We start from the raw sequence: 24,457 nt of genomic DNA on the forward strand, positions 1-24,457 counted from the left end.
CATAGAACTGCGTTCGGAAACTGACCGCCTCCAACGTCTGCAAGATAAAATGCAAGAATACGTAGAAAATGGCTTGCGTTTAGGTTGGTTGATTAATTTTCAAGATCGGCAAGTGGAGATTTATCGACAAAATCAACCTGTAGAAATAGTTCAACTTCCAGCACTGCTTTCAGGTGAAGAGGTTTTACCAGGTTTTGAATTACAACTAGAATTGCCTTGAGTGCCTTTGAACAATTCACACATATTGTAGTAGGGTGCGTTAACGTAGTAACGCACCCTACATCAACTAAATGACGTATATCTTAGGGTTGTCGTAAGTTATGTAAAAATTCCCTAGCCTAATTGTATCAACACAAAGCAAAGGGAAAAAATTTTATGACAACCAACGTTTCTGGTGATGTCAAAAAGAATATTAATGGATCGCTAGTCACTGGCGTTCTTTTGATTGTTTTAGGAATTATAGCGATCGCTTTACCTGCTGTCTCAACGATTTTCGCAGAGACTTGGTTTGCTTTAATTCTCATTTCTTCAGGATTTACCAAACTTGTCTACGCTACTCAAACTCGCGAACAAGGAGGCTTTGTTTGGAAGCTTTTATTGAGCGGACTTTACATTGCTACAGGTATAATGCTGTTTGTTTACCCTCTCAATGGTATTCTCACATTAACTCTGTTATTAGGTAGCTTTTTGTTAACTGAAGGTGTATTTGAGCTAATCCTTGCCTTCCGCTTGCGTCCGCAACAAAACTGGACTTGGGTACTTGGTGATGGTATCATCACTTTGATATTAGGCGCAATGATTTGGTTCCAATGGCCTTTCAATGCACCTTGGTTGATTGGTACGCTTGTCGGTGTCAGCGTTCTATTCACCGGCATTTCCCGCGTAGGTTTGTCATTCAATGCGCGTTCAGCCTTAAATCAATCTGAAGCTACAAGCGCTTAATTTTTTCGTAGTAAGCGATTTATCGCTTATGTCAAAGATTAAACATACCACCAGTAGAGACGTTCCGACGGAACGTCTCTACAAGATGACGACTTCAGTCGTCACTACGACGTTAATCAATTCTTTTTTCTAAATACTGCCCAATCATCAATTGTTCACCTGCACGAGAGATAATTGATTGACGGGTGCGGTATTTTTCACCAATTAGCTTTAACTCTTCCTCGAATACTGAATTATTGTACTCGGTTCGCAAACATAAAGTTTTCGGGTTGGGGAAATAATATTGCGCGGTAACTGGTTTGGATGTGGCAAAACCGCGATCGCGATATAAAGTACTTCCTAAAGCACCAAACAACGTTGAACCTTTAGATTCCTTTTTTCCCGTCACTGAATCTGTATCCCAACTGACGTGCGTACCGCAAATTAAACTTGCGATATCTGGCAAATTATGCATCTTAGCTAGTTTTTGCAACTCGTCACATCCAGGCTCTAAAAAACGGATGGTAATTATACTCACCATCTCCTTTGTTTCTCCCTCCGGGAGAGTATAATAGCGCCGTTCAGAACGCCACTGTCCCACTGATTCGGTAAAAAACTCTGTAATCTGGGATTCTTCAGCAGTTTGTGCAAAATATAGGGGTGATGTCACAGGTTGCCTTCCTCACGCAATGTCAATATACAATCAGGTGTCCAGACAACTACATTATGTCTGTGCTAAATATCTAACTTGTTTACTTTTCTTAATTTAAACACTATTATCCGAGAATTACTGATAGTTTCGCTACAACGCGAGAAATAAAAATTTTCTAGTAGTTTAAGCCGAAAGATAGAAGTGAAAAAAGTCACGAATCAGTAGTTAGAGTTTTCTAACTAGGGGCAGAGTAAAGCTAAGTTAAAAAATATTTATAATTAGCCAGTAAATGCATAAATTCCCAATCGAATCTATTTTTTCTAGTTTAAATAAAAACATGTATTAATAAAGACATTATTTTGTCGAAAACAGTGATTTCTCATACAAAATCAAGTACGATAGCAGACTTATGCTTTCTTGCGTTTTTTTATAAGTGATAAACGGCTGTCTGAGCTTAAAACCGCCCCATATAGCAAAAAAATTGGATTTTGGACAGAAATATGTCGCATAAGTACACAAGGAGACAAGGAGGTAAACAGATAACTCTTTCTCCCGATTCACCCGTATCCTCGTCTATCAAATTAATTGCCTGCGTGTTAGGAATAGGACTGTTAACGATGAGTTGCGGTTCACTTCCCAAAGAGTCAGCTGACGCACAACAAGAGCGTGGTAGTGGTAAGGAACAGGGTAATAATGCAACGGCAGTAGATGTAGCGATCGCCCGCACAGAATTGCTGCGACCACAATCAGAGTATACAGGCACTACGAATGCATTTCGGGTTGTCTCGTTGCGATCGCAAGTTGAAGGACGGCTTTTAGCATTAAATGTAGATATAGGCAATGCCGTCAAAGGCGGGCAAGTCATCGGACAATTAGATGATGCTTTATTATTAACAGCACTAAAGCAAGCAGAAGCAGAACTAGCAGCTCGCCAATCAGAAGTAGCAAGAGCAAAAACTCAAGTAAGTAATGCCCGTGCAGAAGTAGAACGATTAAGACTAGTATTAGTACAAGCACAAGCAGACTCACAACGGCAACAGAAGCTATTAAAAGAAGGAGCGATCGCTCTACAAATTGCCGAACAATCACAAACAGAAGCGCGAACTGCTACTCAAGCTCTCCGTGCAGCTACCGAGCAAGTCCGCACAGAACAGCAAGCTGTCGCTGCTGCCCAAGGAAGAGTAGTTGCCCAACAAGCATTAGTTGCTGAAGCCAAAGAGCGCCGTTCCTATGCAAAGCTGATATCTCCCATTGCCGGCGTAATCACAGAAAAAATCACAGAACCGGGCAATCTTGTTCAACCTGGGAACGAAATCTTGAAAATAGGTGACTTTAGCCGTGCGAAAGTTTTCGTTCAAGTTTCGGAATTAGAACTGGCAAAAATTCAACTTGGACAATCTGTGGAAGTCAGTTTAGATGCCTTTCCAAATAAAAAATACACCGGTCGAGTAATACGCATTTCCCCAGCCGCCGATACAACAGCTCGCTTGGTACCAGTTGAGGTGGAAATTCCCAACACTGATGGCAAAATTGGCAGCGGATTGCTAGCGCGGGTGAATTTTCAAAGCACCGCACAACAGCGAGTAGTCATACCCCAAACAGCGATTCAGGCCAACCAACGAGAGGCAAGCCCATCCCAAAACGCACAAACACAACGTAGCGGCGGGGTTTCCCCGCCCTCTCCCACCAACAGAGAAACCCCAAGTCAAAATCGCAACGGTACAGTATTTGTCATAAATAACACAGATGGTCAACCAAAAGTTACAGCTAGAACCGTGACGCTAGGAGAAAGAGCCGACAGCAAAGTAGAAATTTTATCAGGCTTACAAGCCGGAGAATCCTATGTGGTGCAAACTGGTAAGCCGTTAAAAGATGGGCAAGATGTGCGGATTTCAGTTATTTCTGAAAAACCAAAATCTGCCCCTAAGAACAATTAACTTTAAGTTTTAAATTCGGAATTTTGAATTAAAGCAGAGCGAGACAGATGCAGCAAACGAAAGCGAGCGGATTTAGTATTAGCGCGATCGCTATCCGCCAACATATCGGCACACTCATGCTCACCCTGGCAGTGATTGTCATGGGGATATACTTTTTTACAACTATCCAAGTAGATCTCTTGCCAGCAATCACCTACCCGCGAATCGGTGTGCGGCTAGAAGCACCGGGTATTTCACCAGAAGTAGCAGTAGATGAAATCACCAGACCCCTAGAAGAAGCTTTATCCGCAACCGAGAATGTAGTACAAGTTTTTTCCCGCACTCGTGAAGGACAGGTAAGCCTTGATTTATTCTTTCAACCCGGAGGCGATATTGACCAGGCTCTCAACGATGCTACCGCAGCTTTTAACCGAGGCAGAGGACAGTTACCAGAAACCATTGAGGAGCCACGCTTATTTAAAGTCGATCCCTCCCAACTACCGATTTACGAATTAGCACTGACATCTACCTCACTTCAAGGTAAAGATTTACGCGTGTTTGCCGATGAAGAATTATCGCGGGAACTCAGTGTTATACCAGGAGTCGCCGCAGTTGATGTATCTGGTGCGGCAGAAGAAGAAGTGCGGGTGCTGCTTGACTTAAAGCGCTTACAAGCATTAAATATTGGGTTAACCGATGTACTCAATGAACTAACAGAGCGTAACCAAGATACTTCTGGCGGTCGGATTTTGGGGCAGAATTCCGAGCCGTTAACGCGCACCGTCGGCAGATTCCGAGATGCTAAGGAAATTGAAAACCTCTCGATTGAAGTTGGGGGGGGAAATTCTTCGATTCAAGTAGGGCAGGGAAACCCTGCCCCTACTTCCCGTCGCGTTTATCTGCGAGACTTTGCCGAGGTAATTGACGGCACAGAAGACCAACGAGTATCTGTGTACCTTAACCGTCAGCCAGCGGTGAAATTGTCGGTGCAAAAGCAGCCTGATGCTAACACAATTACGGTTGTAGAGGGGGTAAAGCAGCGAATTAAACAATTGCAGCAATCCGGTTTAATTCCAGCAGATATGGTTTTGACTGCCACCACTGATGAGTCTCGCTTCATCCGCAATTCTTTAAATGATGTAATTTTTAATGCGATTTCTGGAGCATTGTTGGCAGCAGCAGCAGTACTGTTATTTTTGGGATCGCTGCGGCAAACATTTATTATTAGTCTGGCAATTCCGCTGTGTAGTTTAGCAGCGATCGCCATGATGAAATTCTTTGGCTTGAGTTTAAATGTATTTAGTTTAGCAGGTCTAACTTTAGGAATTGGTCAAGCAATTGATACATCGGTTGTCATTTTAGAAAATATTTCCGAAAAAGCCGGTAAAACTCCCAATCAGAGAGAGGGAGATAAGGAGACAAGGAGACTGGGGGACAAGGAGAATTCAAAATTCTTTATTGAAAATGCGATCGCTTCTTCCCAAGAAGTAGAATCAGCGTTAGTTGCTGCTACTGCCGCTAACTTGGTTTCTGTCGTCCCATTTCTTTTAATTGGTGGCTTTATCTCACTGCTATTTAATGAACTGATTCTGACAATTGCCTTTGCCGTAGCTGCTTCCCTAGTCGTTGCTGTTACAGTCGTCCCAATGCTGACTTCTCGACTGCTGGCAATCCGCTGGTCTAGTGGTATAAGTAAATTTTGGCTGCTTAAACAGTTTAATCGCCGTTTTGAAGATGCTACGCGAGGATACGGCAACTTTTTAACAAAGATTATACGCTTTCGCTTAGTTGTAGTCACCGCTGCTTTACTGATTCTCGGCGGTGGTAGCTTTTTCATGGTTGGTCAAATTCCCCAAGAAATTTTACCCCGAATTAATACCGGACAAGCCAACTTGAGAGCGCAGTTTCCACCCGGTACACCTTTGCAAACTTCTCAAAAAGTAATGCAAGTTGTCGATGACATTTTGATGAAACAACCAGAAACCGAGTATGCTTTCACCACAGTAGGCGGTTCTTTATTTGGTAATAATACTTCCGAAAATCCTTTACGGGCAAACAGTACCATCAATCTCAAAGAAGGCACAGATGTAGAAAAGTACGTTAAAAAAGTAACTCAGCAACTCAACAAACTCAACTTGGCAGGAATTCTGTTGCGTCTGAGTCCCGGTCAAGTGCGCGGTTTAATCTTGAGTAATACCCCAGCGCAAGGATCGGAAATTGATGTCATCTTGCAAGGTGAAGATGAGCAAAAATTACGTCAAGCAGGTGCTGAAATCCTGCAAGCTTTAGAAGAAAAAGCAACATCAGCTAAATTCCGACCAGATGCCGATCCCCGGCAACCAGAAATACAAATTCGTCCCGACTGGGAACGAGTTGCAAACCTGGGACTGACGGCACAACAAATTGGGGCAACTATTCAGACAGCAATTGAAGGTTCAGTTCCCACACAAATTCAACGCGGCAACCGTTTGGTTGATGTGCGGGTGCAACTAAATCAAGAAGCGATTCAGCGTCCCTCTCAGCTAGAAGGATTACCGCTATTTACAGAAAACAACAAACAGATTCGCCTTTTGGATGTTGCCCGAATCGAAGAAGGTCAAGCACCTGGTGAAGTGCAGCGAATTAACCAACGTCAAGCTTTTATTATTGCAGGCAACTTAAACGAGGAAGCTAGTCTTGGTGAAGCGATCGCCGAAGTTAATCAAGTACTCAAAAGTATAAAATTACCTGAAGACGTTTCCATTGTACCTAGTTCCGCTCAAGAAACTAATCAGCAACTTCAAGATGCTTTGAAAACTTTAGGAGCTTTAGCAGTTTTTCTCATCTTCGTCGTTATGGCTGTACAATACAATTCGCTGCTCGATCCGTTAGTAATCATGTTTACTGTACCGCTAGCGTTAGCCGGCGGCATTTTTGGACTTTACATTACCAAAACTGCGATTGGTGCAACGGTAATAGTTGGTGTAGTCTTGCTAGTGGGAATTGTGGTGAATGCGGGTATCTTGATGGTGGAATCAGCGAACCAAATCAGGGAAGAAGAAAATTGTACTCGTGAAATTGCCATCCTCAAAGCCGCTCCGCAACGCTTGCGCCCGATTATGATGACTACAGTCACTACCATCTTAGGACTGTTTCCTTTAGCATTGGGTATTGGCGAAGGTTCAGAGTTTTTGCAACCGTTGGGGATTGTCGTTTTCTTTGGAATGGCGATCGCTACTTTGATGACTTTATTTATCATCCCTTGTTTGTACATTCTCCTGCATGATTTTCAACCAGGGAATTGGGCAAAACCTGTCTTAATGCGGTTGCGTTATTTACGTAAAAATCTCAAAACTAAAGTTTAGAAGCAGGGGATCGCTATTATTAGCGATCCCCTACGTCATTATCAGCACAATCTATAAAGTGATAGTTGCAATAATCTTAACAGTTTGTTACAAAAAGACAAATAACTTCTAGAGACGCAAAACCACATGTTCGGCGGAATTACTGGTTTAAAAGATCCCAAAGGCACAGATTGGGGAGAGCGGATGCTCAATACTGTTGCTAGCCAAACGATTCGCCATCTGTTTAGCCAAAGCGAATCAGTAGAAGTCTTTGTGCGCTGCTATCCCTCCAGCAAACTGTTGCAAGGCAGCATTGATAGCTTTAAAATGAACGCAACTGGCGTAGTGATTCGCAAAGATTTCCCCGCAGAGGAAATTTCTGTAGAAACCGATGCTGTATCGATTGACTTTAGCTCGGTTTTGAGTGGTAAACTAACTCTCAAGCAACCGACTCAAGCGATCGCTAAAGTCGTTTTATCAGAAGAAGGGATCAACTACTCTTTTAAGGCGGAATTAGTTAAAAAACGCTTGTTAAACCTCACCGTACCAGCCTTAACTCAATTATCTGGCGGTAATCCAGTATCTTTTCCAGAAATCCAGGTAGAATTATTGCCAGAAAATCGCCTGCGAATTTTCGCCAAGGCAGATTTAGGCGATCGCGAACTTGTACCTTTGGATATGACTGTAACTATAGCTATTGAAAGGCGTCGGCGTGTTTCTTTTAAAGATCCGCAAATTGAACTTGACTCGATACCAGAAGCGCAAAAGGAAATATCTAGAACCTTGAGCGTAGCACTAGCAGATATTTTGGATAATATGGTTGATTTAGATCGCTTTGATTTGGATGGAGTAAAAATGCGGCTTAACCGTTTAGAAACTGAAGGTAAACAGTTGATTTTTAGCGGTTATGCTGAGATTGAGCGAATCCCACGTACCGGTTAAGTAACCTGAGTTCGGGTTAAACATATGAAGGTAAAAGCCCTTATCAACACATCATTGAAACGGTGATTCCCAGCGATCGCCGGACACAAGCTTATGATTTTTGACGTAGCGATGCCTGCGGCGGGCTACGCTACGCATTCTTAAACAACGATGCGAATTCATCGCTGGATTATACCAAAAGTATGTTGATAATCCCATACCAGAGAATTATTTCGTATCGCTATTGGCTAATTATTTGTTAGAAGGATTGTACTTCTATAAGGGGTTTATATTTTTCTACAATCTCTCATCACGGATGCTCATGTCTGGGAGTGCCGATATCTTTAGAATGATTAACCGAGATGAACTTTCTCATGTGCGGCTGTATCAAAAGTTGATGTACTCCAGATAACTTTTGAATAATTGCGAAAACTTCATCCTTTGTTAAAACTGTTGGTAAATATTTAGGTTTTTTAGCACGTACCGCATCTACTTTATAAATCTAAATCTTGTTTTAATACCTCTTTATAGAGAAAAAAAACAGCATGAAGTGGACGGAAAAATTCGGTATAATACCCAAATAAGGGGGTAAAAAAGAAGTTTTCCGTATATTCAGACAGGAGTTCGTTGTAATGCTTCATATATTAAGATTGAGAAAAAGATTATACGGAAAGTTTCCGTATAATAAATAGTTATACAACTTTGTCTATTGCTATTACCCGAGTCACTTTTATCTTGAGTATCATTGCCACAACATCAAAAATTGGGTGTTAGATTTGTTTGTATAGCCTGAAAGCCAGGGTTTAATAGTTGATTATAAGTTGTTCTTCAAAGGGAAAGTTTGTATGTATTTTCACGTACCCGGTACAAAACCTGGAATTGCTATTTTATATGATCTTATTGCTGATGCTGTTAAAGATTGGAGACCGAAGCGTCTTGATGGGAGACCGAAGCGTCTTGATGGTAAGTTAGATCATTTAACTATTGACTTCTTTGAGAAGATTGACATAGAAGCTTTGCGTAGTGTTATTCATGTGGTAGGCAAGGATAATAATGTTGATCTTGCGATAACAGGTTTTAAAGTTAAAAAAAGTGAAAAAAAGCTAGAAATATTTGTAGATATCTCTGGGGAGTCTAATAAGACAAAGTTGAAGCAGGAGATTAATCGAGGATACGACACAGAAACACAGAAGCGTAAAGATAATGGTACTATCAATTTCTTATATATAAAAAATTATTGGGTGCAGAATAGTCAAACTAATTTGCCTGGTGCAAGTGGTCAAATAGATAGTGGAGATACTCGTATGTCTACAAACTTTGAAAACAATTTTAGTGGAGCAAATGTTGGAAATTTTACCAACAAAATTGCAGACAATGGAATACAGCAAGCAAATCAACACATTTATCAGGCTGAACGGAAGACTCTTTCAGAAGCTGCTAAAGAGATTCAGAAACTTCTTGAGCAACTTGATAAATTTCATCCTGATGCCACTGAGATTGAAAAAATTGCATATGTTAATGATGAAACAACCCCTAGTTTCAAGCGTCGGATAGTTGGCGCATTGGGGGCTGGAGGTGAAGCTGCTATCGAAGAGTTCTTAGACAATTCGTATCTCAACATTGGCAAAGCAATTATTAAGGGTTGGATAAAACCAGATTGAATGCTAGGCAAACGCTGTATAACAATTCGCTTGGAGCGGACTGACAAAAGACCTTGGTGCATTGCGAAAATTGGTTTCAGCCGCTCAAGCGAACCGTTAAATCATCACAAACCTATTTAATCCTCTACGTAGTCTTGTCCTGATACCAATGCCAATTCCGCTCGCATAAACTCACGTCCCAAGTAAGCCGCATGATCCAATCGGCGGTTGAATAGTTGTAGCGATCGCCCTACCACACTTCATCAAATGTTAGATTTGCTCAAAATAAAATCGGTATAATCAGTTGTACAATCTCTCCTATGTATGACGATACCTGCCGATTCCTAGCCGAACACTTCTCAGCCGACTTTGCCAGTTGGTTGTTGGGAAAGGCTGTCACGATGACAGAACTCAAACCCTCTGAACTCTCCCTCGATCCGATTCGTGCGGATGCCCTAATTTTGCTGGAATCGGACGAATCTGTTTTACATATTGAGTTTCAAACACTTCCCAAGAACAATATTCCATTCCGTGTTTTGGATTACCGCGTGCGAATGTACCGCAAAGATCCAACCAAACCGATGCGGCAAGTTGTGATTTACCTGAAGCAGACTAGCTCAGAGTTGGTTTATCAAACGAGTTTCACAATGGAACGCACATGCCATGAATTTGATGTCATTCGGTTGTGGGAGCAACCTGCCTCACTCTTTTTGCAATATCCTGGGCTATTGCCCTTTGCTACACTGGGACAGACTGCAAATCCAGCAGAGACATTACGCCAAGCAACTGAGATTGTAGATCGGATTGAAGACCCAACGACACAGGCAAATCTGATAGCAGCCTCAGCAATTCTGGCTGGGTTAAGATTAGAGCAAGACGTAATTTATAGTCTAGTGCGGAGAGACATTATGCAGGAATCTGTGATTTACCGTTCGATTCAGGAAGAAGCAGAGGCAAGAGCAGAAACAAGAAAGCAAAGAGAAATAGCCAATAATTTACTAAGGGAAGGTTTACCGATTGAGATGGTTGCTCGTGTAACAAACTTATCGATTAAGGAAGTTCAACAACTTCAACAACAACTGAATGAGTTTCCACAAAATTAGTTCCAACTTTGTGGCGATCGCAGCATAACAAAAAGGTTATCGGTGTTGTTGCCAAAGCGAATAGAAATACCCGTTAAAACCCTTGCGATCGCCTCAAGCTATCCCACCATTCACACGAATATTTTGCCCTGTTATCCACCTGGCTTCATCGCTAGCGATAAACGCTACCACGTCTGCAATATCTTGCACTTGTCCCAATCGTCCTAATGCTGCCATTTGCCCTAAATGGTTTATCTGTTCTTCTGTCTTACCTTGTCTGAAAAGTTCTGTATCGGTGGGACCTGGAGAAACCACATTTACTGTAATATCCTTTTCACCTAATTCTTTCGCTAGTACCCGCGTCATTTGTTCAACAGCACCTTTAGTTGCTACATAAGCACCATATTTAGGCATGATCATCGCTGTCGTGGATGAAGAAAAGTTGATAATTCTTCCTCCGTCAGCCATGCGTTGTGCAGCTTGTTGGCACGCAAAATACGTGCCTTTGACATTAATGCCAAAAATCTTGTCGAAGTCTTCTTCTGTAACTTCCGTGGTTAATTTGTAAAAAGTTGTGCCGGCATTGTTAACCAAAATATCGACTTGACCAAATTTTTCAATTGTTTGGTCGAAAAGCTTGTGAATATCAGCTACTTTGCTAACATCCGCTTGTACAGAAATAGCTTGTACTTGAAGGTTTTCGATTTCCGTAACAACTTCCTGCGCTTTTTCTGCATTACCTGCATAGTTAACCACAACAGACGCACCGTTGCTAGCTAATTTTAGTGCGATCGCTCTTCCAATTCCTCGCGATGCACCCGTAACGATCGCAACTTTTCCTGCTAGAGATCCCATATTATTACTCTTGAATATTCAATCAACTTTATTGTAGGGCAGGTAAGATACCTATTGAAACGCAGAGGGACGCGAAGGTAAACGCAGAGTGTCGCAGAGTCTTCGTTAAATATTTCGCTATGAAATGCGTGCAATGCGTGTACTTATTTCCGAATTTGGGAAAAGGGCAAGGAGAAGAGTTAAAAAATGAAAATATTTCTTTCCTTTACCCCTTACCCTATTTTTGACATTAACCCAAATCAAAAAGTAAGATTTCTACACCTACTTGGGTGCTGATTTCCAGTTGTTCTTCAACGCTAATTTGTACACCATCGCCGGCTCTAAGTTCTTCACCATTCAAGGTTGCTATACCTTGCGCTATTTGTAACCAAGCATAACGATGTGGTTGAACGTGATAATTTATCACATCACCCGGTTCTAAAACAGATGTGTACAAATTCACATCTTGATGAATTGTGACAGCACCATCGCGTCCATCTTTGGCTGCAATTAAACGTAGTTTTCCGCGCTTTTCTTCAATAGGAAAAGCTTTTTGTTCGTATCTTGGTTTTAAGCCTTGCTTATCAGGAAGAATCCAGATTTGCAGAAGGTGTACCGGCTCAGTTTGCGAGTGATTGTATTCGCTGTGAGTGATACCAGTACCAGCACTCATAACTTGCGCTTCACCGGGAAGAATCACCGAACCCGTACCCAAGCTGTCTTTATGCTCTAGCGCACCTTCTAGGACATATGTGAGAATTTCCATATCCCGATGACCGTGAGTACCAAAACCAGCACCAGGAACAATGCGATCGTCATTAATTACCCGCAGAGAACGAAATCCCATGCGATTTGGATCGGAAAAATTGCCAAAGGAGAATGTATGGTAACTATCCAACCAACCAATTTTAGTTTGACCGCGTGCGTTTCTATCATGAATTAGATGGGTAACAGTATTTCGAGACATACGTCTACCTCGTTTGGAATGGTTATTTATATTAAGAAAACAAGCTTTTTTGTTAACAACTCATGTATCAGTTTAGTCTTGGAATTGAGATTTTTTTCACCTGGTTGTTAACTATCTCAATAGTAACGGATGTATATATAAAATGAAAAGTACGCACTTAAAAGTAACGTACTTCCCAAAAGGATACTGTATATAATTGTTGGGTGTTGGTTGTTGGTTGATAGTTGTTGGGCAATGGGCAATGGGCAATGGGCATTGGGCAATGGGCATTGGTAATAATTCTTTTTTTTCCCTTTTTCCCTTTCCCCCTCTTCAAATCCCCATGCCCCATGCCCCATGCCCCACTATCCACTATCCACTAACCACTAACAACTATCCACTCAACTTATCCAGCAAGAACTGTTTGTTGAGTTTTAGTAGTAGCTGAAACACCGTTACCATTTCCATTTCCATTTCCATTTTCTGTGTTTGTCACTTCTGCTGCTTGCAGATGAGCATCTAAGAACCACAGTCGTTTGTCAATGGTGCGAGAAACTTCAGTATAAAGGTCTGCGGTGTCAAGATCGCCTAATTCGTCAGTTTTGTCGATCGCTTCTCTCAAATGCTTGGCATAAGGTGCAAACCGATCTGCCAATGCTGTCACATGCTCCATTCCTGCCAAAATATCGGTAGGATATTCTGGTAAAATCGAATTGGCAGCAGCCATGCGAGCGGTTCCCATTGCATATCCGCCTAAAGCTGTTACCCGTTCAGCAAACATATCAACGTATTCTTCCAGTTCGCCGGCGATTTCGTCAAATAATTCGTGCAACTGATAAAAATCAGTTCCTTTGACGTTCCAGTGCGCTTGTTTTACCTGTGTTTTCAAATCTGAGGTAGCTGCCAAAGTTTTGTTGAGGATTACAACGATCTGCGATCGCGCTTCAGCAGGAATATCAATACGGGTGGGGTAAAGACGAGATGAAAGATTGTTGTCGCTCATAATTTTACTTTGTTGGCTCGATAAAACTAGTCTACAGCTAGTAGCTAAGGGCGCAAAACCCTCTACCGATAGATGGAATTAATCGGTTTGTGAATTATTATTACTTTCATTCAAAATTTGTAAACCGGGAATTAGCTTGCTCAATGACGATGATTTTCAATAGTGCTGAATGTACCACCAAAAAGGCGATCGCGGATTATGTCGCTTTGCAAGAAGTCATGGGGAAAACCAAGTTCAATTTGACTGACTTCGTTTAAACGTTGCAGATGTTCTGGTGATAAGCTGACATCTAAACAAGCTAAGTTATCTTGAAATTGGGTTAACTTGCGGGCGCCAACGATGGGGATAATCACACCACTTTGATGACGCAACCAAGCGAGTGCAACTTGTGAAGGTGTGTGTCCAATTTCTTGGGCAACTTGAGTCACGACTTCGGCGATCGCTAAACTGCGTTCGGGAATATCTCCTCCTTGTGTTCCCAATCGTCCCTGTTCGTCGTTGCTACTAGGCTTATTATACTTACCTGTCAGCACACCATCACCTAAAGGCGACCACGGCGTAACTGCCAAATCGAAGGCTTTTGCCATTGGTAACAAATCCCGTTTCGGTGTCCGCTGAAGCAAATTATACTCAATTTGCAAAGCGACAAAAGGTGTCCAGCCATAAAATTGCGCCAGCGTGTTTGCTTGTGAGACAATCCAAGCAGGCGTGTCAGAAATGCCTACGTATAGTATTTTACCTTGCCGCACTAAATCATCAAGCGATACCTTCGGTAAGCTTCGCTAACGCATGACTTCTTCAATCGGTGTCATGAAGTCCCAAGCGTGCAACCAGAATAAATCAATATAGTCGGTATTCAAGCGTTTTAAACTGCCTTCTAACGACTGCATCATATTCTTACGATGATTGCCACTGCCATTAGGATTATTTTGGCGATCGTTCATCTGTAAAGGAAAAGAATACTTCGTTGCAACTACAAAACGTTCTCGTTCCTTAGCGATCAACTCACCAACGATTTTCTCGCTGCTACCATCGGTGTAACCATTCGCAGTGTCAATAAAATTGCCTCCAGCTTCCACAAAAGCATCAAAAACCTTTTGGCTTTCGTCAAAAGATGCACCCCAACCCCAATCTTCACCGAAAGTCATTGTTCCCAAGCAGAGTTCAGAGACTCTCAAACCGCTTTTGCCTAAGAGTTTGTATCTCATGACTATTTATTCACTTGCTGAAATTAAGTTTATCGATCGCCCATACTATTGTCTTGCAAATTCTTGCTTTCTGGGGAGAGATTAATCAGTAAATAATTTTCATACTTAGGTAATATTGACAGAATTTCGTCAGTTCATAAATATAAACATAGACTGTATATAAAAAACAATCTGCAACTTTTATGAATTATTATGTTATCTACGACGGTAATTGCAATCTTTGCGTTACAAGCGTGCAACTGTTAGAAACTTTAGATCAAGGCAAGTTGTTTCGCTATATCTCCATGCAAGATGAGCAAACACTTCAAAAGTGGGGAATTACCGCTATTGATTGCGAACAGGGAATGATTTTGATTGATGGAAACGCACCGGAAAGACGCTGGCAAGGAACTGCGGCAGCGGAAGAGATTGGACGATTATTGCCGCTAGGTAGCGTATTCGTGGATGCTTATCGGGCATTACCGGGAGTGAAATGGGTAGGCGATCGCTTTTACGAACAAATTCGCGATAACCGCTACACCATATTTGGCAAGCGTTCTAGTACATATCAATCAGCATATTGCGTTGATGGTAGCTGTCAAAAATAGTTGCTAGTAGTAAGGGCTGAAGCCCTTTAAAATTATGAGCGGTAAACCGCTCACTACGAATTAATTACAAGCTATCAGTTTGCTGATTGAAGACTTCTAAAATCTGTCGGCAAAACTGTTTTAGCTTTTCCTCTATTTCTGGGGAAGGTTCAGATATACCAACACAACTCCAATTATCTACTGTAGAAAGTCGCCACACCTCGCCGCGATGGTCAAATCCTGCTACTTCCACACCGATCGCTCGACGTAAGTTATTGATGGGATCTTGATAAAATCTAATTTGAATTAGTATACTGCGACTGCGCCAAGATTTGCTGATACCAGGAAAGTGAAAGCCGATATCTATCGAGTCTGGATCGACTAATTCCCTAGTTTCTGGGTCATTCTTCCAGGGTTTGAGATCCGATTTTGCATCAGGAAACTCAAATTTGAACAAGTTAACTACCGTCGCAATATTGCTAGCAAGTTCAACGTTTGTTGCCTGTTCAGATGCATTCACGCTCAATACTCCTATTTATCTGTTTTGTATAAGGAATTATCAAATAATAGCAATTTGCGTCTAAATGCATTTATGCGATCGCCAATAAAATAGTAAATCAAATAGCAGTTACAATAAATGGTATCACTATTTGGTTGTAAATATTCCAATGGAACGCGAAGCCGTAACAATCCGTTTTCCGGCTGACTTGCTTGGCTTTAGCCAAGAAACTAAAACAAGGTAGCAAATCCTTGAATGATTTAGTAGTTGAGGCTTTGGAAAAGGAAGTGCGACGCCGGAGGGGATGGGCAGCTCATCAACGAATTATAGCCCGCAGTGAAACCGTCAAAGCCAAAACGGGAATACAGCGTACTTCTGGGGATTTGATTCGCAGTTTCAGAGAAGGCGAAAAGCGGCGTGACTAGAGTATTGTGCTTAGATACTAGCGTTTGGATTTGCTACCTTGTACCATAAATTTGTCAATCACAAGCTAGAATTGTTATAGAAGAAGCATTAAGCCTTAATTTCAGGTTAGTGGCTCCAGCTTTTGCTTGGGCAGAAGTTGGATCTGTGTTGCGAAAAAAAACCCGGATGCAAGTCATCACCACAGAGGAAGCACAAGGTTTTTTTGAAGACTTTTGCGAACTTCCCATTGATTACATAGAACTAGAAGCAATTAGGGCAAAAACCTGGGAAATTGCCGAGCAATATAAATTACCTACGCTGTATGATGCCGCATTTTTAGCTTGCGCTGAAAGTATATCTGCGGAGTTTTGTCCGGCGGATGCAGCACTTGTGAAGCAACTCACACCTCGACCCGCTTATCTACGAGAGATAGGAAAGATGTAAAAAAAAGATAATCCACGTTCCTAAGCAAAATATAAACAATGTTGCAAATTTCCAACCAAGTAATCATCCCTGACAGCGATATCGAGATTAGTGCTATTCGTTCCCAAGGTGCAGGAGGTCAAAATGTAAACAAAGTCTCCACTGCTATACACTTGCGCTTCAACATTAATGCTTCATCCCTACCCGATTTTTATAAAGAACAACTTTTGAAACTCAGCGATCGACGCATCACTCAGGAGGGAGTTATTGTTATTAAAGCCCAAGAACACCGAACCCAGGAGAAGAACAAAGAAGAGGCTTTGAAACGACTTCAAGAACTCATTAAAAGCGTCGCAGTGTTACCCCGAAAACGCAAACCAACCAAACCGACTCGCAGCTCTGTGAGAAAACGTCTCGATAGCAAAAGCAAGCGAGGACAGCTTAAATCCATTAGAGGAAACATCGAGGATTGAAATTTGTTCAAAACAGTCCTAATTGTACTCCCTGGTGGTTTTGATCGGCATTTTCTGATGCTACTGGTGGTAAATCTGCTGGAGGTTCAACAACCAAGGGAGCATTTTCTTCAAATCTTAGTTTTGAGCTTTTGATGTAGTCTTCATCAATCTCAAAAGCTAACCAGCGTCTTTGTAAACTTTCTGCAACCCGACCTGTCATGTTAGAACCGGCGAAAGGTTCTAAAACAATATCCCCTGGTTCTGTACAAAGGTTGATAACAAACTCAGGTAAAGCTTGAGGGAATCTTGCCGGGTGTGGTTTAAAACCTTCTTCTTTGCAACGTCGTTGATAATAATCATTAGAAGCGGTATTTGAAGCAGAAATCACATTTACGGGTTGAACTAAATCTTCAAATAAAACTTCTTGTAAAATAACTGGTTGTCCTATTTCTTCTTTGTCTGCACTGCAACGTCCATCAATAATATTCGGGGGAATAGCCCCTCCTCTATCTTTTGCAAATTTATCGGAAATATCATGACCTGATGGTCTGACTTTGGGTTTATACCCATTCTTGATCAGGTTCTTCATTGCATCGCTATAAGGCTTTAAAACCCTTCTATTGTTAGCTTTAGGATGCGGTTCTTTTGACAACCACCAAATTGTATTTACCGAATCTTTAACTCTTTCCCTGCGAACTGTTACCCATTCAGCCGGGGTGGGGAGTTTAGCTGGATTATACCAATACAATTCTTGTGCCAAATAAAACCCAAGTCCGCCTTTTTCTTTTGCTTTGCACAAAGCAACAACTAATTCAAAATGATAAAGAGAACGAACTGGCATTCCTTTAATCCAACTGCCACCAATATCAATAACCAGTGAACCTGTTGGTTTCAGAATACGGTGAAATTGCGCCGCATAATCTTTAAACCATTCTACATATTCGTCAGCATCAACGTTTCCGTATTCTTTTTTCCGAACCAATGCAAATGGTGGAGACGTGCAAATCAAGTCAATACTTTCGCTACTAATATCTGCCATTAATTCTAGGCTGTTTCCCAAATAAGCAGCACCAAATTTTGTTTTGTAGTAAGGTTCGCAATCAAGTTTCATATTTAAATCCCGATCATCATTGGTGCGTTTTATCAATACTAGTAGCAACATGCAAAGATAAACTGTTACCGTTTTAGGTGTGTAACCGCGATCGCGGTAACACACCCTATTGGCTTTGGGCGAAATTAAACTTTCATATCCAAAGTACGCACCAAGAAAGCCCACTTATCTGCGGATTCTTCGATAATTTTAGCTGTAGGTTTACCCGCACCATGTCCTGCTTTCGTCTCAATTCTAATTAATACAGGATTCTCACCTGTGTGTGCGGCTTGCAAAGCAGCGGCAAATTTGAAACTATGAGCAGGAACCACGCGATCGTCATGATCGGCTGTGGTAATCATCGTTGCTGGATAAGCTGTACCAGGTTTGAGGTTATGCAGTGGGGAATAAGCATAAAGCGCTTTGAACTCTTCTGGGTTATCCGGCGAACCATATTCAGAAACCCACGCCCAGCCGATGGTAAATTTATGAAAGCGCAACATATCCATTACCCCGACTGCTGGCAAAGCTGCACCAAACAAATCGGGACGCTGAGTCATGCAAGCACCAACTAATAATCCACCGTTGCTACCACCTGCGATCGCCAACTTATCACTCTTGGTATACCCATTGCCAATCAACCACTCGGCAGCAGCAATAAAGTCATCAAACACATTCTGCTTTTTCAGCTTCATTCCCGCTTGATGCCATTCTTCCCCATACTCACCACCTCCGCGTAGATTCGGAACCGCATAGACACCACCCATTTCTAGCCATACTAAGGTTCCGACAGAAAAATTCGGAGTTAAAGAGATATTAAAACCGCCATAAGCATACAGTAAGGTAGGGTTATTTCCATCAAGTTTAATCCCTTTTTTATAGGTGATAAACATCGGTACTTGCGTATTATCTTTGCTGCGATAGAAAACTTGTTTAGTTTCATAATCAGCAGGATGAAAATCTACCTTTGGTTCCCGAAAAACTTGACTTTTTCCGCTTACTATGTCGTAGCGATAAATAGTTGGCGGTGTGGTATAGCTAGTGAAACTATAAAAAGTTTCCGTATCATGACGTTTGCCGTTAAAGCCTCCGACTGAACCAAGTCCGGGTAATTCTACCTCTCTAACAAAAGTGCCGTTGAGGTCAAAAATTTTGACTTTGCCGTGAGCATCTTTGAGATAATCAGCAACAAATTGATTGTTGAGGATGCCGACACTTTCCAAAGTTTCCGCAGCTTGGGGAATAATTTCTTGCCAAGCTGATTTATGAGGATTTTTAGTATCAATGGCAATAACTTTGGCGCGGGGTGCGTCTAAATCTGTACGGAAATAAAAGACGCTATCATCATTATCGATAAAGCTATAATCTGCTTCAAATTCCTTAATTAGTTCGACTACTTCGGCATTTGGGTTAGTCAAATCTTTGTAAAAAAACAGATTTTTCGAGTCAGTTCCTGACCAAACGGAAATTACTAAATAATGTCCATCTTCTGTGACACCACCGCCAAATCCCCATTCTTTTTCGTCGGGACGTTGGTAAATTAATGTATCTTCTGATTGGGATGTACCCAATTTGTGGTAATAAAGCTTTTGATAATAGTTGACATCTTCTAATTTGGTTTTTTCATTTGGTTCATCGTAGCGGCTGTAGAAAAAGCCTTGATTGTCATTTGTCCAGGATGCACCAGAGAATTTAATCCACTTGAGATGGTCTGGTAAATCTTCAGTTGTTTCCACATCTCGGACTTTCCATTCTTGCCAGTCAGAACCAGATGAGGATAAACCGTATGCTAAAAGTTTACCATTTTCACTGATAGATAAACCGGAAAGCGCAACAGTACCATCTGCTGAAAGTTTGTTCGGGTCGAGTAAAACTTTCGGTTCACCGTCGAGAGTTTTTAGGGTATAGAGGACGCTTTGGTTTTGCAGTCCGTCATTTTTGAAATAAAAGTAGTTTTCGCCTTCTTGAAAGGGGATACTATATTTTTCATAATCCCACAATTTGGTGAGGCGCTGCTTGATTTTTTCTCTAGCGGGAATTTCGTTGAGGTAGCCAAAGGTAACTTTATTTTCGGCTTCAACCCAAGCTTTGGTTTCTTCTGAGTCCGGGTCTTCTAAGAAGCGATAAGGATCTGCAACTATAGTACCGTGGTAGTCATCAACGCGATCGCTATAAGGACTGGATGGGTAAGTCAGGTGTTTTTCGCTGGTCATAGTAAATGCTAATTTTTTCGTGACATAGTTCTAAGATAGAACCTTACTAAATCTTGGCAACCCAAAAGCAAGCCATCGAGTTGAGCAATCAGATGTACCGAACCTGATTTTCCATTTCATCCGCTGTCACTTGATTCAAAATTGCCAGTAATCTTTGCGTGATGTCTTGAGGTGAACGGCGAACAGCCAGAATCACGCCGTAGTGAATTTGTCCGGTATCAAAGTACGCTTGTATAAGTTCTTCAAAGTCGGTTCGATTGTGCGTAACCAGCGTTCTTTTTTGGCTTACAGCATAAGCAAACTGTTCTTCATCGCTTGCATGAAGTTGTCCTGCATCTCTTACAGTTAGAGCATCAAAGCCCCTCGCTTTCAGCAAATCTGCCACCAAGACATTGACATCTTCATCTAGGTACAAGCGAATGAACAAATTACTCATAAACCTCGTACTAACGGGTCAATTAAATCATCGGGAATTCGGTTACGTTCGATATAAGCGTTAATCTCATCTTGATGATCGCTGTAATAGCTCAACGCATCAAATACTTGCGCCAGCCTTAGGTGAGGCAAACCTTTTAAGATTTCTTCAGGAGCAATTCCCATCCGCCAAGTTTCAACAATTGCCCTAACTGATGTACGTGTTCCTTTGATAATCGGCTCACCATTTAGAATATGTTCATCTCTAACAACGTAAAGATGTTCTGTTGATTTTACCATAGCTGCTTGTATCACCTAAAATCTCACCAACACCAATTCTAGCGATTTGTAGCTGTCAGGACTTACGCACACATTATGGAAAAACGAACTGCGGTAGTTATCAACGCGATCGCTATAAGGGCTGAATGGGTAAGTCAGGTATTTTTCGCTCTTCATAGTAAATGCTAGCGGACTTTGTACGCGCAACGCCGCGACTAGTAGTCTGGCAAGTCAACTTTGACGGGTAAATCAATTTTTCAATCTCTCTTCTTTTCCTCTTACTTCGTGTACTTCGCGTCTTTGCGGTTCGTTCTTTTACCCCTCAAACTTAGTCTGCCAGACTACTAGAAGTCGCCGATGCTATTTTTGATAATAGATGAGTTAATTAGAGGTTGTTATGACAGCACTTACATTAAACCTCAATTCTGTAATTCAACTGACAAGAGAGCAGTTTTATCAATTGTGTGAAGAAAATCCCGATTTAAAATTAGAACGCAATGCCCAAGGAGAATTGATTATAATGCCACCTACGGGAGGAGAAACAGGGAGAAGTAATTCTACTATTAACGCTCAAATATGGTTCTGGAACGACCAAAATCAATTAGGCGAAATTTTTGATTCATCAACTGGATTTACTTTACCTTCAGGTTCTGACCGTTCTCCAGATGTTTCTTGGGTAGAAAAATCTCGTTGGGATGCTTTAACTAAAGAACAAAAAGAAAAATTTATTCCCCTATGTCCTGATTTTGTCATCGAGATACTTTCACCTAATGACAGCTTAAAAAAAACTCAGAATAAGATGCAAGAGTATATCGAAAATGGTTGTCGTCTAGGTTGGTTGATAAACAGAAAAAAACAGGAAGTAGAAATTTATCGTCCAGGACAAGATGTGGAAGTTTTAAAATTTCCTCAAACTATTTCCGGAGAAAATGTTTTACCTGGTTTTATACTCAATCTGCAACGAATTTGGGGATAATGTCCGAAGCGATCGCGCAACGCGTCTCGTAGAAAGGCACGAAGCAATCCCAATACGAAAGCGATCGCTTGTCTCTTCCACGCTGCTTTGAACACTTCACTTTGTTCCGTACCCAAAGACACGCGGGTTTCAACTTTTCTTAAGTCCTTGTCATGCGGACTTTGTACGCGCAACGCCGCGACTAGAAGTCACCGATGCTATTTTTGATAATAGATGAGTTAATTAGAGGTTGTTATGACAGCACTTACATTAAACCTCAATTCTATAATTCAACTGACAAGAGAGCAGTTTTATCAATTGTGTGAAGAAAACCCCGATTTAAAATTAGAACGCAATGCCCAAGGAGAATTGATTATAATGCCACCTACGGGAGGAGAAACAGGGAGAAGTAATGTTAATTTAATTCTTCAAGTAGCATCATGGAATGAACAAAATCAATTAGGCGAAGTTTTTGATTCATCAACTGGATTTACTTTACCTTCAGGTTCTGACCGTTCCCCTGATGTTTCTTGGGTAGAAAAATCTCGTTGGGATGCTTTGACTAAAGAGCAAAAAGAAAAATTTATTCCCCTATGTCCTGATTTTGTCATCGAGATACTTTCACCTAATGACAGCTTAAAAAAAACTCAGAATAAGATGCAAGAATATATCGAAAATGGTTGTCGTCTTGGTTGGTTGATCAACCGAAAAAAACAGGAAGTAGAAATTTATCGTCCAGGACAAGATGTGGAAGTTTTAAAATTTCCTCAAACTATTTCTGGGGAAAATATTCTACCTGGTTTTGTACTCAATCTGCAACGAATTTGGGGATAATGTCCGAAGCGATCGCGCAACGCGTCTCGTAGAGAGGCAGATATTAATCCCAATACGAAAGCGATCGCTTCACTTCACTTTGTTCCCGCAATGACAAAATATTATAGTCCGAAGCGAGGCAGGAATCAATCCCAAAAATCTCACACTGTCATTATTCGGGCTCGATCGCTTTTCGGGCTGGATGGATAAGTCAGGTGTTTTTCGGCAGGCATAATGTTAGAGGCTAATCCATTATTGACATAGTTCTAAGATAGAACCTTGGTAAGGGTTTTTGCACATCCGCATCAATGTAGCTTTTTTCCATTTTCTAAGAATAATGCTTGAGCTGAATTGCGTCCTGAACCTGTTTCAACAACTTTTTTTTTGGGCAATTTTCCATAAAAAATTTCCGTCTCATGTGTAGTACCCTTGAGGGTACTACACATGAGCCTATAAATATGGCAAAAGTGAATAGATGGGATCTTGATGACTGACAAAGCTTGAAATCTGAGAGTTCTAAACACAATTTTGTGCTTATCTAAGCTTTCAGTGCAATGCCTGCTTGAAATCTGATTAACTTTCTGAAATGGGAGTAAGCAAAATGCGAGAGATTCGTCCATTTACATTTCCCTCAACAATTGGACTTTCTGAGGGTGTTATTAGTCCAGATGTTGAGAAATTGCAAGATTTCTTGCAGCACTTCGGTTATCTTCGCATCGCTTCGGCTAAGGAAGAATTTTCTGCTGTACGAACAGCGGCAAATCCTCCTGATGCAAAATTAGGGAACTTTGACGAGGCTACTGCTAAAGCTTTAAGAGACTTTCAACAGTTTCATGGATTACCTGTTACCGGAGTGCTTGACGAAGCTACTGTTGTACAGATGAGCTTACCTCGCTGTGGCTTTCCTGATATTCCAACTCAGCAAGGGGTTAGCGACTTCGTAGCTCAAGGTAACAAGTGGAATAAAACCGATCTTACCTATGGATTCCAGGAATTTACGCCAGAACTAACACAACAGCAGGTTCGAGATGCGATCGCTGCCGCGCTTAATCTCTGGAGTCAAGTTACACCTCTAAGATTTACAGAGGTTCCGCTAGCCTCCAACCCTGACTTTGTAATTCGCTTCGTTGCTGGCGATCATGGTGATGGCTCTCCATTTGACGGAGTTGGCAGGGTGCTGGCTCATGCCTTCTCCCCACCACCTAACGGCGGTGCTATTGCGGGTGATGCACATTTCGATGAAGCTGAAACCTGGACTGTCAATATACCAGTACCGGCTGGCGGCGTTGATCTGATTACTGTTGCTGCTCATGAATTTGGACATTCGCTTGGTTTAGCTCACTCCTCGGTTGCAGGAGCACTAATGTTCCCAAGCTATAGTGGTCCGCATCGTTTTCTAGCACAAGATGATATTGATGGTATTCGCTCGATTTATGGAGCGCGTTTTCCTAATTGGCAGTTGCTGGACAATAACCCTGCCTCGGTTAACATTGTCGCTGATGGCAATAACTTATATCAGCTACATAATAGTGGTCGTATCTGGAAATTTACCGGTACACCACTGACTGGCTGGCAGGAACTCGACAACAATCCGGCGACCAAACAGATTGCGGCAGCCGGTGGGAACCTCTACCAGATTCACAACACAGGTGCGATCTGGAAGTACGTCGGGTCGCCGATGACTGGCTGGCAACAGATCGACAACAATCCGGACTCCATCGCTATTGTGGCGGACGGCAACGACTTGTACCAATTACACAACTCCGGGCGCATCTGGAAATACGCCAGCCCACCGATGACTGGCTGGCAGGAACTCGACAACAATCCGGCGACCAAACAGATTGCGGCAGCCGGTGGGAACCTCTACCAGATTCACAACACAGGTGCGATCTGGAAGTA

26 protein-coding genes and 2 pseudogenes are annotated in these 24,457 nt (G+C 41.8%); 15 read left to right on the forward strand and 13 right to left on the reverse strand.

Translation table 11 applies throughout. The features are described 5' to 3' along the window. Both AABK37_RS29835 and AABK37_RS29840 read left to right on the forward strand, forming a co-directional pair. The coding region (locus AABK37_RS29835) for a Uma2 family endonuclease (protein WP_432555113.1) at positions 1-220 on the forward strand (220 nt) is incomplete at its 5' end. A gap of 155 nt (positions 221-375) precedes the next feature. Next, positions 376-942, forward strand: a complete 567-nt coding sequence (locus tag AABK37_RS29840; protein ID WP_432555114.1) for an HdeD family acid-resistance protein — start codon at positions 376-378, stop codon at positions 940-942. 112 nt (positions 943-1,054) lie between these two features. Here AABK37_RS29840 and AABK37_RS29845 read toward each other — a convergent pair whose 3' ends face one another. Further along, positions 1,055-1,591 (reverse strand): phycobiliprotein lyase, encoded by a 537-nt coding sequence (locus AABK37_RS29845; protein ID WP_432555115.1) that lies wholly within the window; start codon positions 1,589-1,591, stop codon positions 1,055-1,057. 482 nt (positions 1,592-2,073) lie between these two features. On the opposite strand from AABK37_RS29845, the gene AABK37_RS29850 reads away from it, so the two are divergent. The 5 genes from AABK37_RS29850 (at position 2,074) to AABK37_RS29870 (ending at position 9,394) form a co-directional block, all read left to right on the forward strand. Then, complete coding sequence (locus AABK37_RS29850; RefSeq protein WP_432555116.1) at positions 2,074-3,510, forward strand: efflux RND transporter periplasmic adaptor subunit; 1,437 nt, start codon at positions 2,074-2,076, stop codon at positions 3,508-3,510. Between the two features lie 47 nt (positions 3,511-3,557). Next, complete coding sequence (locus tag AABK37_RS29855) at positions 3,558-6,833, forward strand: efflux RND transporter permease subunit (protein ID WP_432555117.1); 3,276 nt, start codon at positions 3,558-3,560, stop codon at positions 6,831-6,833. Positions 6,834-6,959: 126 nt separating this feature from the next. Then, positions 6,960-7,754, forward strand: coding sequence for an LmeA family phospholipid-binding protein (locus AABK37_RS29860; RefSeq protein ID WP_432555118.1), 795 nt, complete (start codon positions 6,960-6,962; stop codon positions 7,752-7,754). Between the two features lie 160 nt (positions 7,755-7,914). Further along, positions 7,915-8,145, forward strand: a complete 231-nt coding sequence (locus AABK37_RS29865) for a ribonucleotide-diphosphate reductase subunit beta (RefSeq protein WP_432555136.1) — start codon at positions 7,915-7,917, stop codon at positions 8,143-8,145. 433 nt (positions 8,146-8,578) lie between these two features. Beyond that, a complete protein-coding gene (locus tag AABK37_RS29870; RefSeq protein WP_432555119.1) occupies positions 8,579-9,394 on the forward strand; it encodes a hypothetical protein in 816 nt (271 codons plus the stop codon). 116 nt (positions 9,395-9,510) lie between these two features. Here the strand turns inward: AABK37_RS29870 and AABK37_RS29875 are convergent. Further along, positions 9,511-9,594, reverse strand: a pseudogene (locus AABK37_RS29875) (DUF4346 domain-containing protein); the annotation flags it as partial. 99 nt (positions 9,595-9,693) lie between these two features. Between AABK37_RS29875 and AABK37_RS29880 the strand changes: the two are divergent. After that, a complete protein-coding gene (locus AABK37_RS29880) occupies positions 9,694-10,476 on the forward strand; it encodes an Rpn family recombination-promoting nuclease/putative transposase (protein ID WP_432555120.1) in 783 nt (260 codons plus the stop codon). A gap of 93 nt (positions 10,477-10,569) precedes the next feature. Here the strand turns inward: AABK37_RS29880 and AABK37_RS29885 are convergent, their stop codons facing one another. The 5 genes and pseudogenes from AABK37_RS29885 to AABK37_RS29905 all read right to left on the reverse strand — a co-directional run bounded on the left by AABK37_RS29885 (position 10,570) and on the right by AABK37_RS29905 (position 14,446). Continuing rightward, positions 10,570-11,310, reverse strand: coding sequence for an SDR family oxidoreductase (locus AABK37_RS29885; protein ID WP_432555121.1), 741 nt, complete (start codon positions 11,308-11,310; stop codon positions 10,570-10,572). A gap of 229 nt (positions 11,311-11,539) precedes the next feature. After that, positions 11,540-12,256, reverse strand: a complete 717-nt coding sequence (locus AABK37_RS29890) for a pirin family protein (RefSeq protein ID WP_432555122.1) — start codon at positions 12,254-12,256, stop codon at positions 11,540-11,542. Positions 12,257-12,413: 157 nt separating this feature from the next. Further along, positions 12,414-12,587 carry a hypothetical protein gene (locus AABK37_RS29895; protein WP_432555123.1) on the reverse strand — a complete coding sequence of 58 codons (174 nt, stop codon included), beginning with the start codon at positions 12,585-12,587 and terminating at the stop codon, positions 12,414-12,416. Positions 12,588-12,641: 54 nt separating this feature from the next. Beyond that, the gene (dps, locus tag AABK37_RS29900) at positions 12,642-13,238 is read right to left on the reverse strand and encodes a DNA starvation/stationary phase protection protein Dps (protein ID WP_039747870.1); all 597 of its coding nucleotides are present in this window, start codon (positions 13,236-13,238) and stop codon (positions 12,642-12,644) included. Between the two features lie 140 nt (positions 13,239-13,378). Further along, a pseudogene (locus AABK37_RS29905) lies at positions 13,379-14,446 on the reverse strand (aldo/keto reductase). A 182-nt stretch (positions 14,447-14,628) separates the two neighbouring features. Between AABK37_RS29905 and AABK37_RS29910 the strand changes: the two are divergent. Beyond that, complete coding sequence (locus AABK37_RS29910; RefSeq protein WP_432555124.1) at positions 14,629-15,033, forward strand: thiol-disulfide oxidoreductase DCC family protein; 405 nt, start codon at positions 14,629-14,631, stop codon at positions 15,031-15,033. Between the two features lie 64 nt (positions 15,034-15,097). Here the strand turns inward: AABK37_RS29910 and AABK37_RS29915 are convergent, their stop codons facing one another. Further along, positions 15,098-15,532: a hypothetical protein gene (locus AABK37_RS29915; protein ID WP_089128319.1), complete on the reverse strand. Its 435-nt coding sequence runs from the start codon at positions 15,530-15,532 to the stop codon at positions 15,098-15,100. A 191-nt stretch (positions 15,533-15,723) separates the two neighbouring features. Between AABK37_RS29915 and AABK37_RS29920 the strand changes: the two genes are divergently transcribed. The 3 genes from AABK37_RS29920 (at position 15,724) to arfB (ending at position 16,812) form a co-directional block, all read left to right on the forward strand. Then, positions 15,724-15,936, forward strand: coding sequence for a YlcI/YnfO family protein (locus AABK37_RS29920; protein ID WP_432555125.1), 213 nt, complete (start codon positions 15,724-15,726; stop codon positions 15,934-15,936). 109 nt (positions 15,937-16,045) lie between these two features. Next, positions 16,046-16,360, forward strand: a complete 315-nt coding sequence (locus tag AABK37_RS29925) for a type II toxin-antitoxin system VapC family toxin (protein ID WP_432555126.1) — start codon at positions 16,046-16,048, stop codon at positions 16,358-16,360. Between the two features lie 38 nt (positions 16,361-16,398). Continuing rightward, a complete protein-coding gene (gene arfB / locus AABK37_RS29930) occupies positions 16,399-16,812 on the forward strand; it encodes an alternative ribosome rescue aminoacyl-tRNA hydrolase ArfB (RefSeq protein ID WP_432555127.1) in 414 nt (137 codons plus the stop codon). 7 nt (positions 16,813-16,819) lie between these two features. On the opposite strand, the gene AABK37_RS29935 is transcribed toward arfB, so the two are convergent. From AABK37_RS29935 to AABK37_RS29955, 5 genes are all read right to left on the reverse strand, one after another. Next, on the reverse strand, positions 16,820-17,905 hold the full coding sequence (locus AABK37_RS29935; protein WP_432555128.1) for a DNA-methyltransferase: 1,086 nt from the start codon (positions 17,903-17,905) through the stop codon (positions 16,820-16,822). 125 nt (positions 17,906-18,030) lie between these two features. After that, entirely contained in the window at positions 18,031-20,097 is a 2,067-nt protein-coding gene (locus AABK37_RS29940; RefSeq protein WP_432555129.1) for a prolyl oligopeptidase family serine peptidase, read from the reverse strand. An 88-nt stretch (positions 20,098-20,185) separates the two neighbouring features. Then, positions 20,186-20,533 (reverse strand): DUF5615 family PIN-like protein, encoded by a 348-nt coding sequence (locus AABK37_RS29945; RefSeq protein WP_432555130.1) that lies wholly within the window; start codon positions 20,531-20,533, stop codon positions 20,186-20,188. After that, positions 20,530-20,811, reverse strand: a complete 282-nt coding sequence (locus AABK37_RS29950) for a DUF433 domain-containing protein (protein WP_432555131.1) — start codon at positions 20,809-20,811, stop codon at positions 20,530-20,532. The genes AABK37_RS29945 and AABK37_RS29950 overlap by 4 nt, the downstream gene beginning before the upstream one ends. Before the next feature lie 15 nt (positions 20,812-20,826). Then, the gene (locus AABK37_RS29955) at positions 20,827-20,967 is read right to left on the reverse strand and encodes a hypothetical protein (protein WP_432555132.1); all 141 of its coding nucleotides are present in this window, start codon (positions 20,965-20,967) and stop codon (positions 20,827-20,829) included. A gap of 220 nt (positions 20,968-21,187) precedes the next feature. Here AABK37_RS29955 and AABK37_RS29960 point away from each other — a divergent pair, with 220 nt between their 5' ends. The 3 genes from AABK37_RS29960 to AABK37_RS29970 form a co-directional block, all read left to right on the forward strand. After that, the gene (locus tag AABK37_RS29960) at positions 21,188-21,766 is read left to right on the forward strand and encodes a Uma2 family endonuclease (protein WP_432555133.1); all 579 of its coding nucleotides are present in this window, start codon (positions 21,188-21,190) and stop codon (positions 21,764-21,766) included. 234 nt (positions 21,767-22,000) lie between these two features. Continuing rightward, positions 22,001-22,579, forward strand: a complete 579-nt coding sequence (locus AABK37_RS29965; protein WP_432555134.1) for a Uma2 family endonuclease — start codon at positions 22,001-22,003, stop codon at positions 22,577-22,579. A gap of 580 nt (positions 22,580-23,159) precedes the next feature. Next, on the forward strand, positions 23,160-24,457 hold a 1,298-nt coding region (locus AABK37_RS29970; protein WP_432555135.1), incomplete at its 3' end, for a matrixin family metalloprotease.

This window comes from Tolypothrix sp. VBCCA 56010 (assembly GCF_050875635.1).
Classification (GTDB): domain Bacteria; phylum Cyanobacteriota; class Cyanobacteriia; order Cyanobacteriales; family Nostocaceae; genus Hassallia.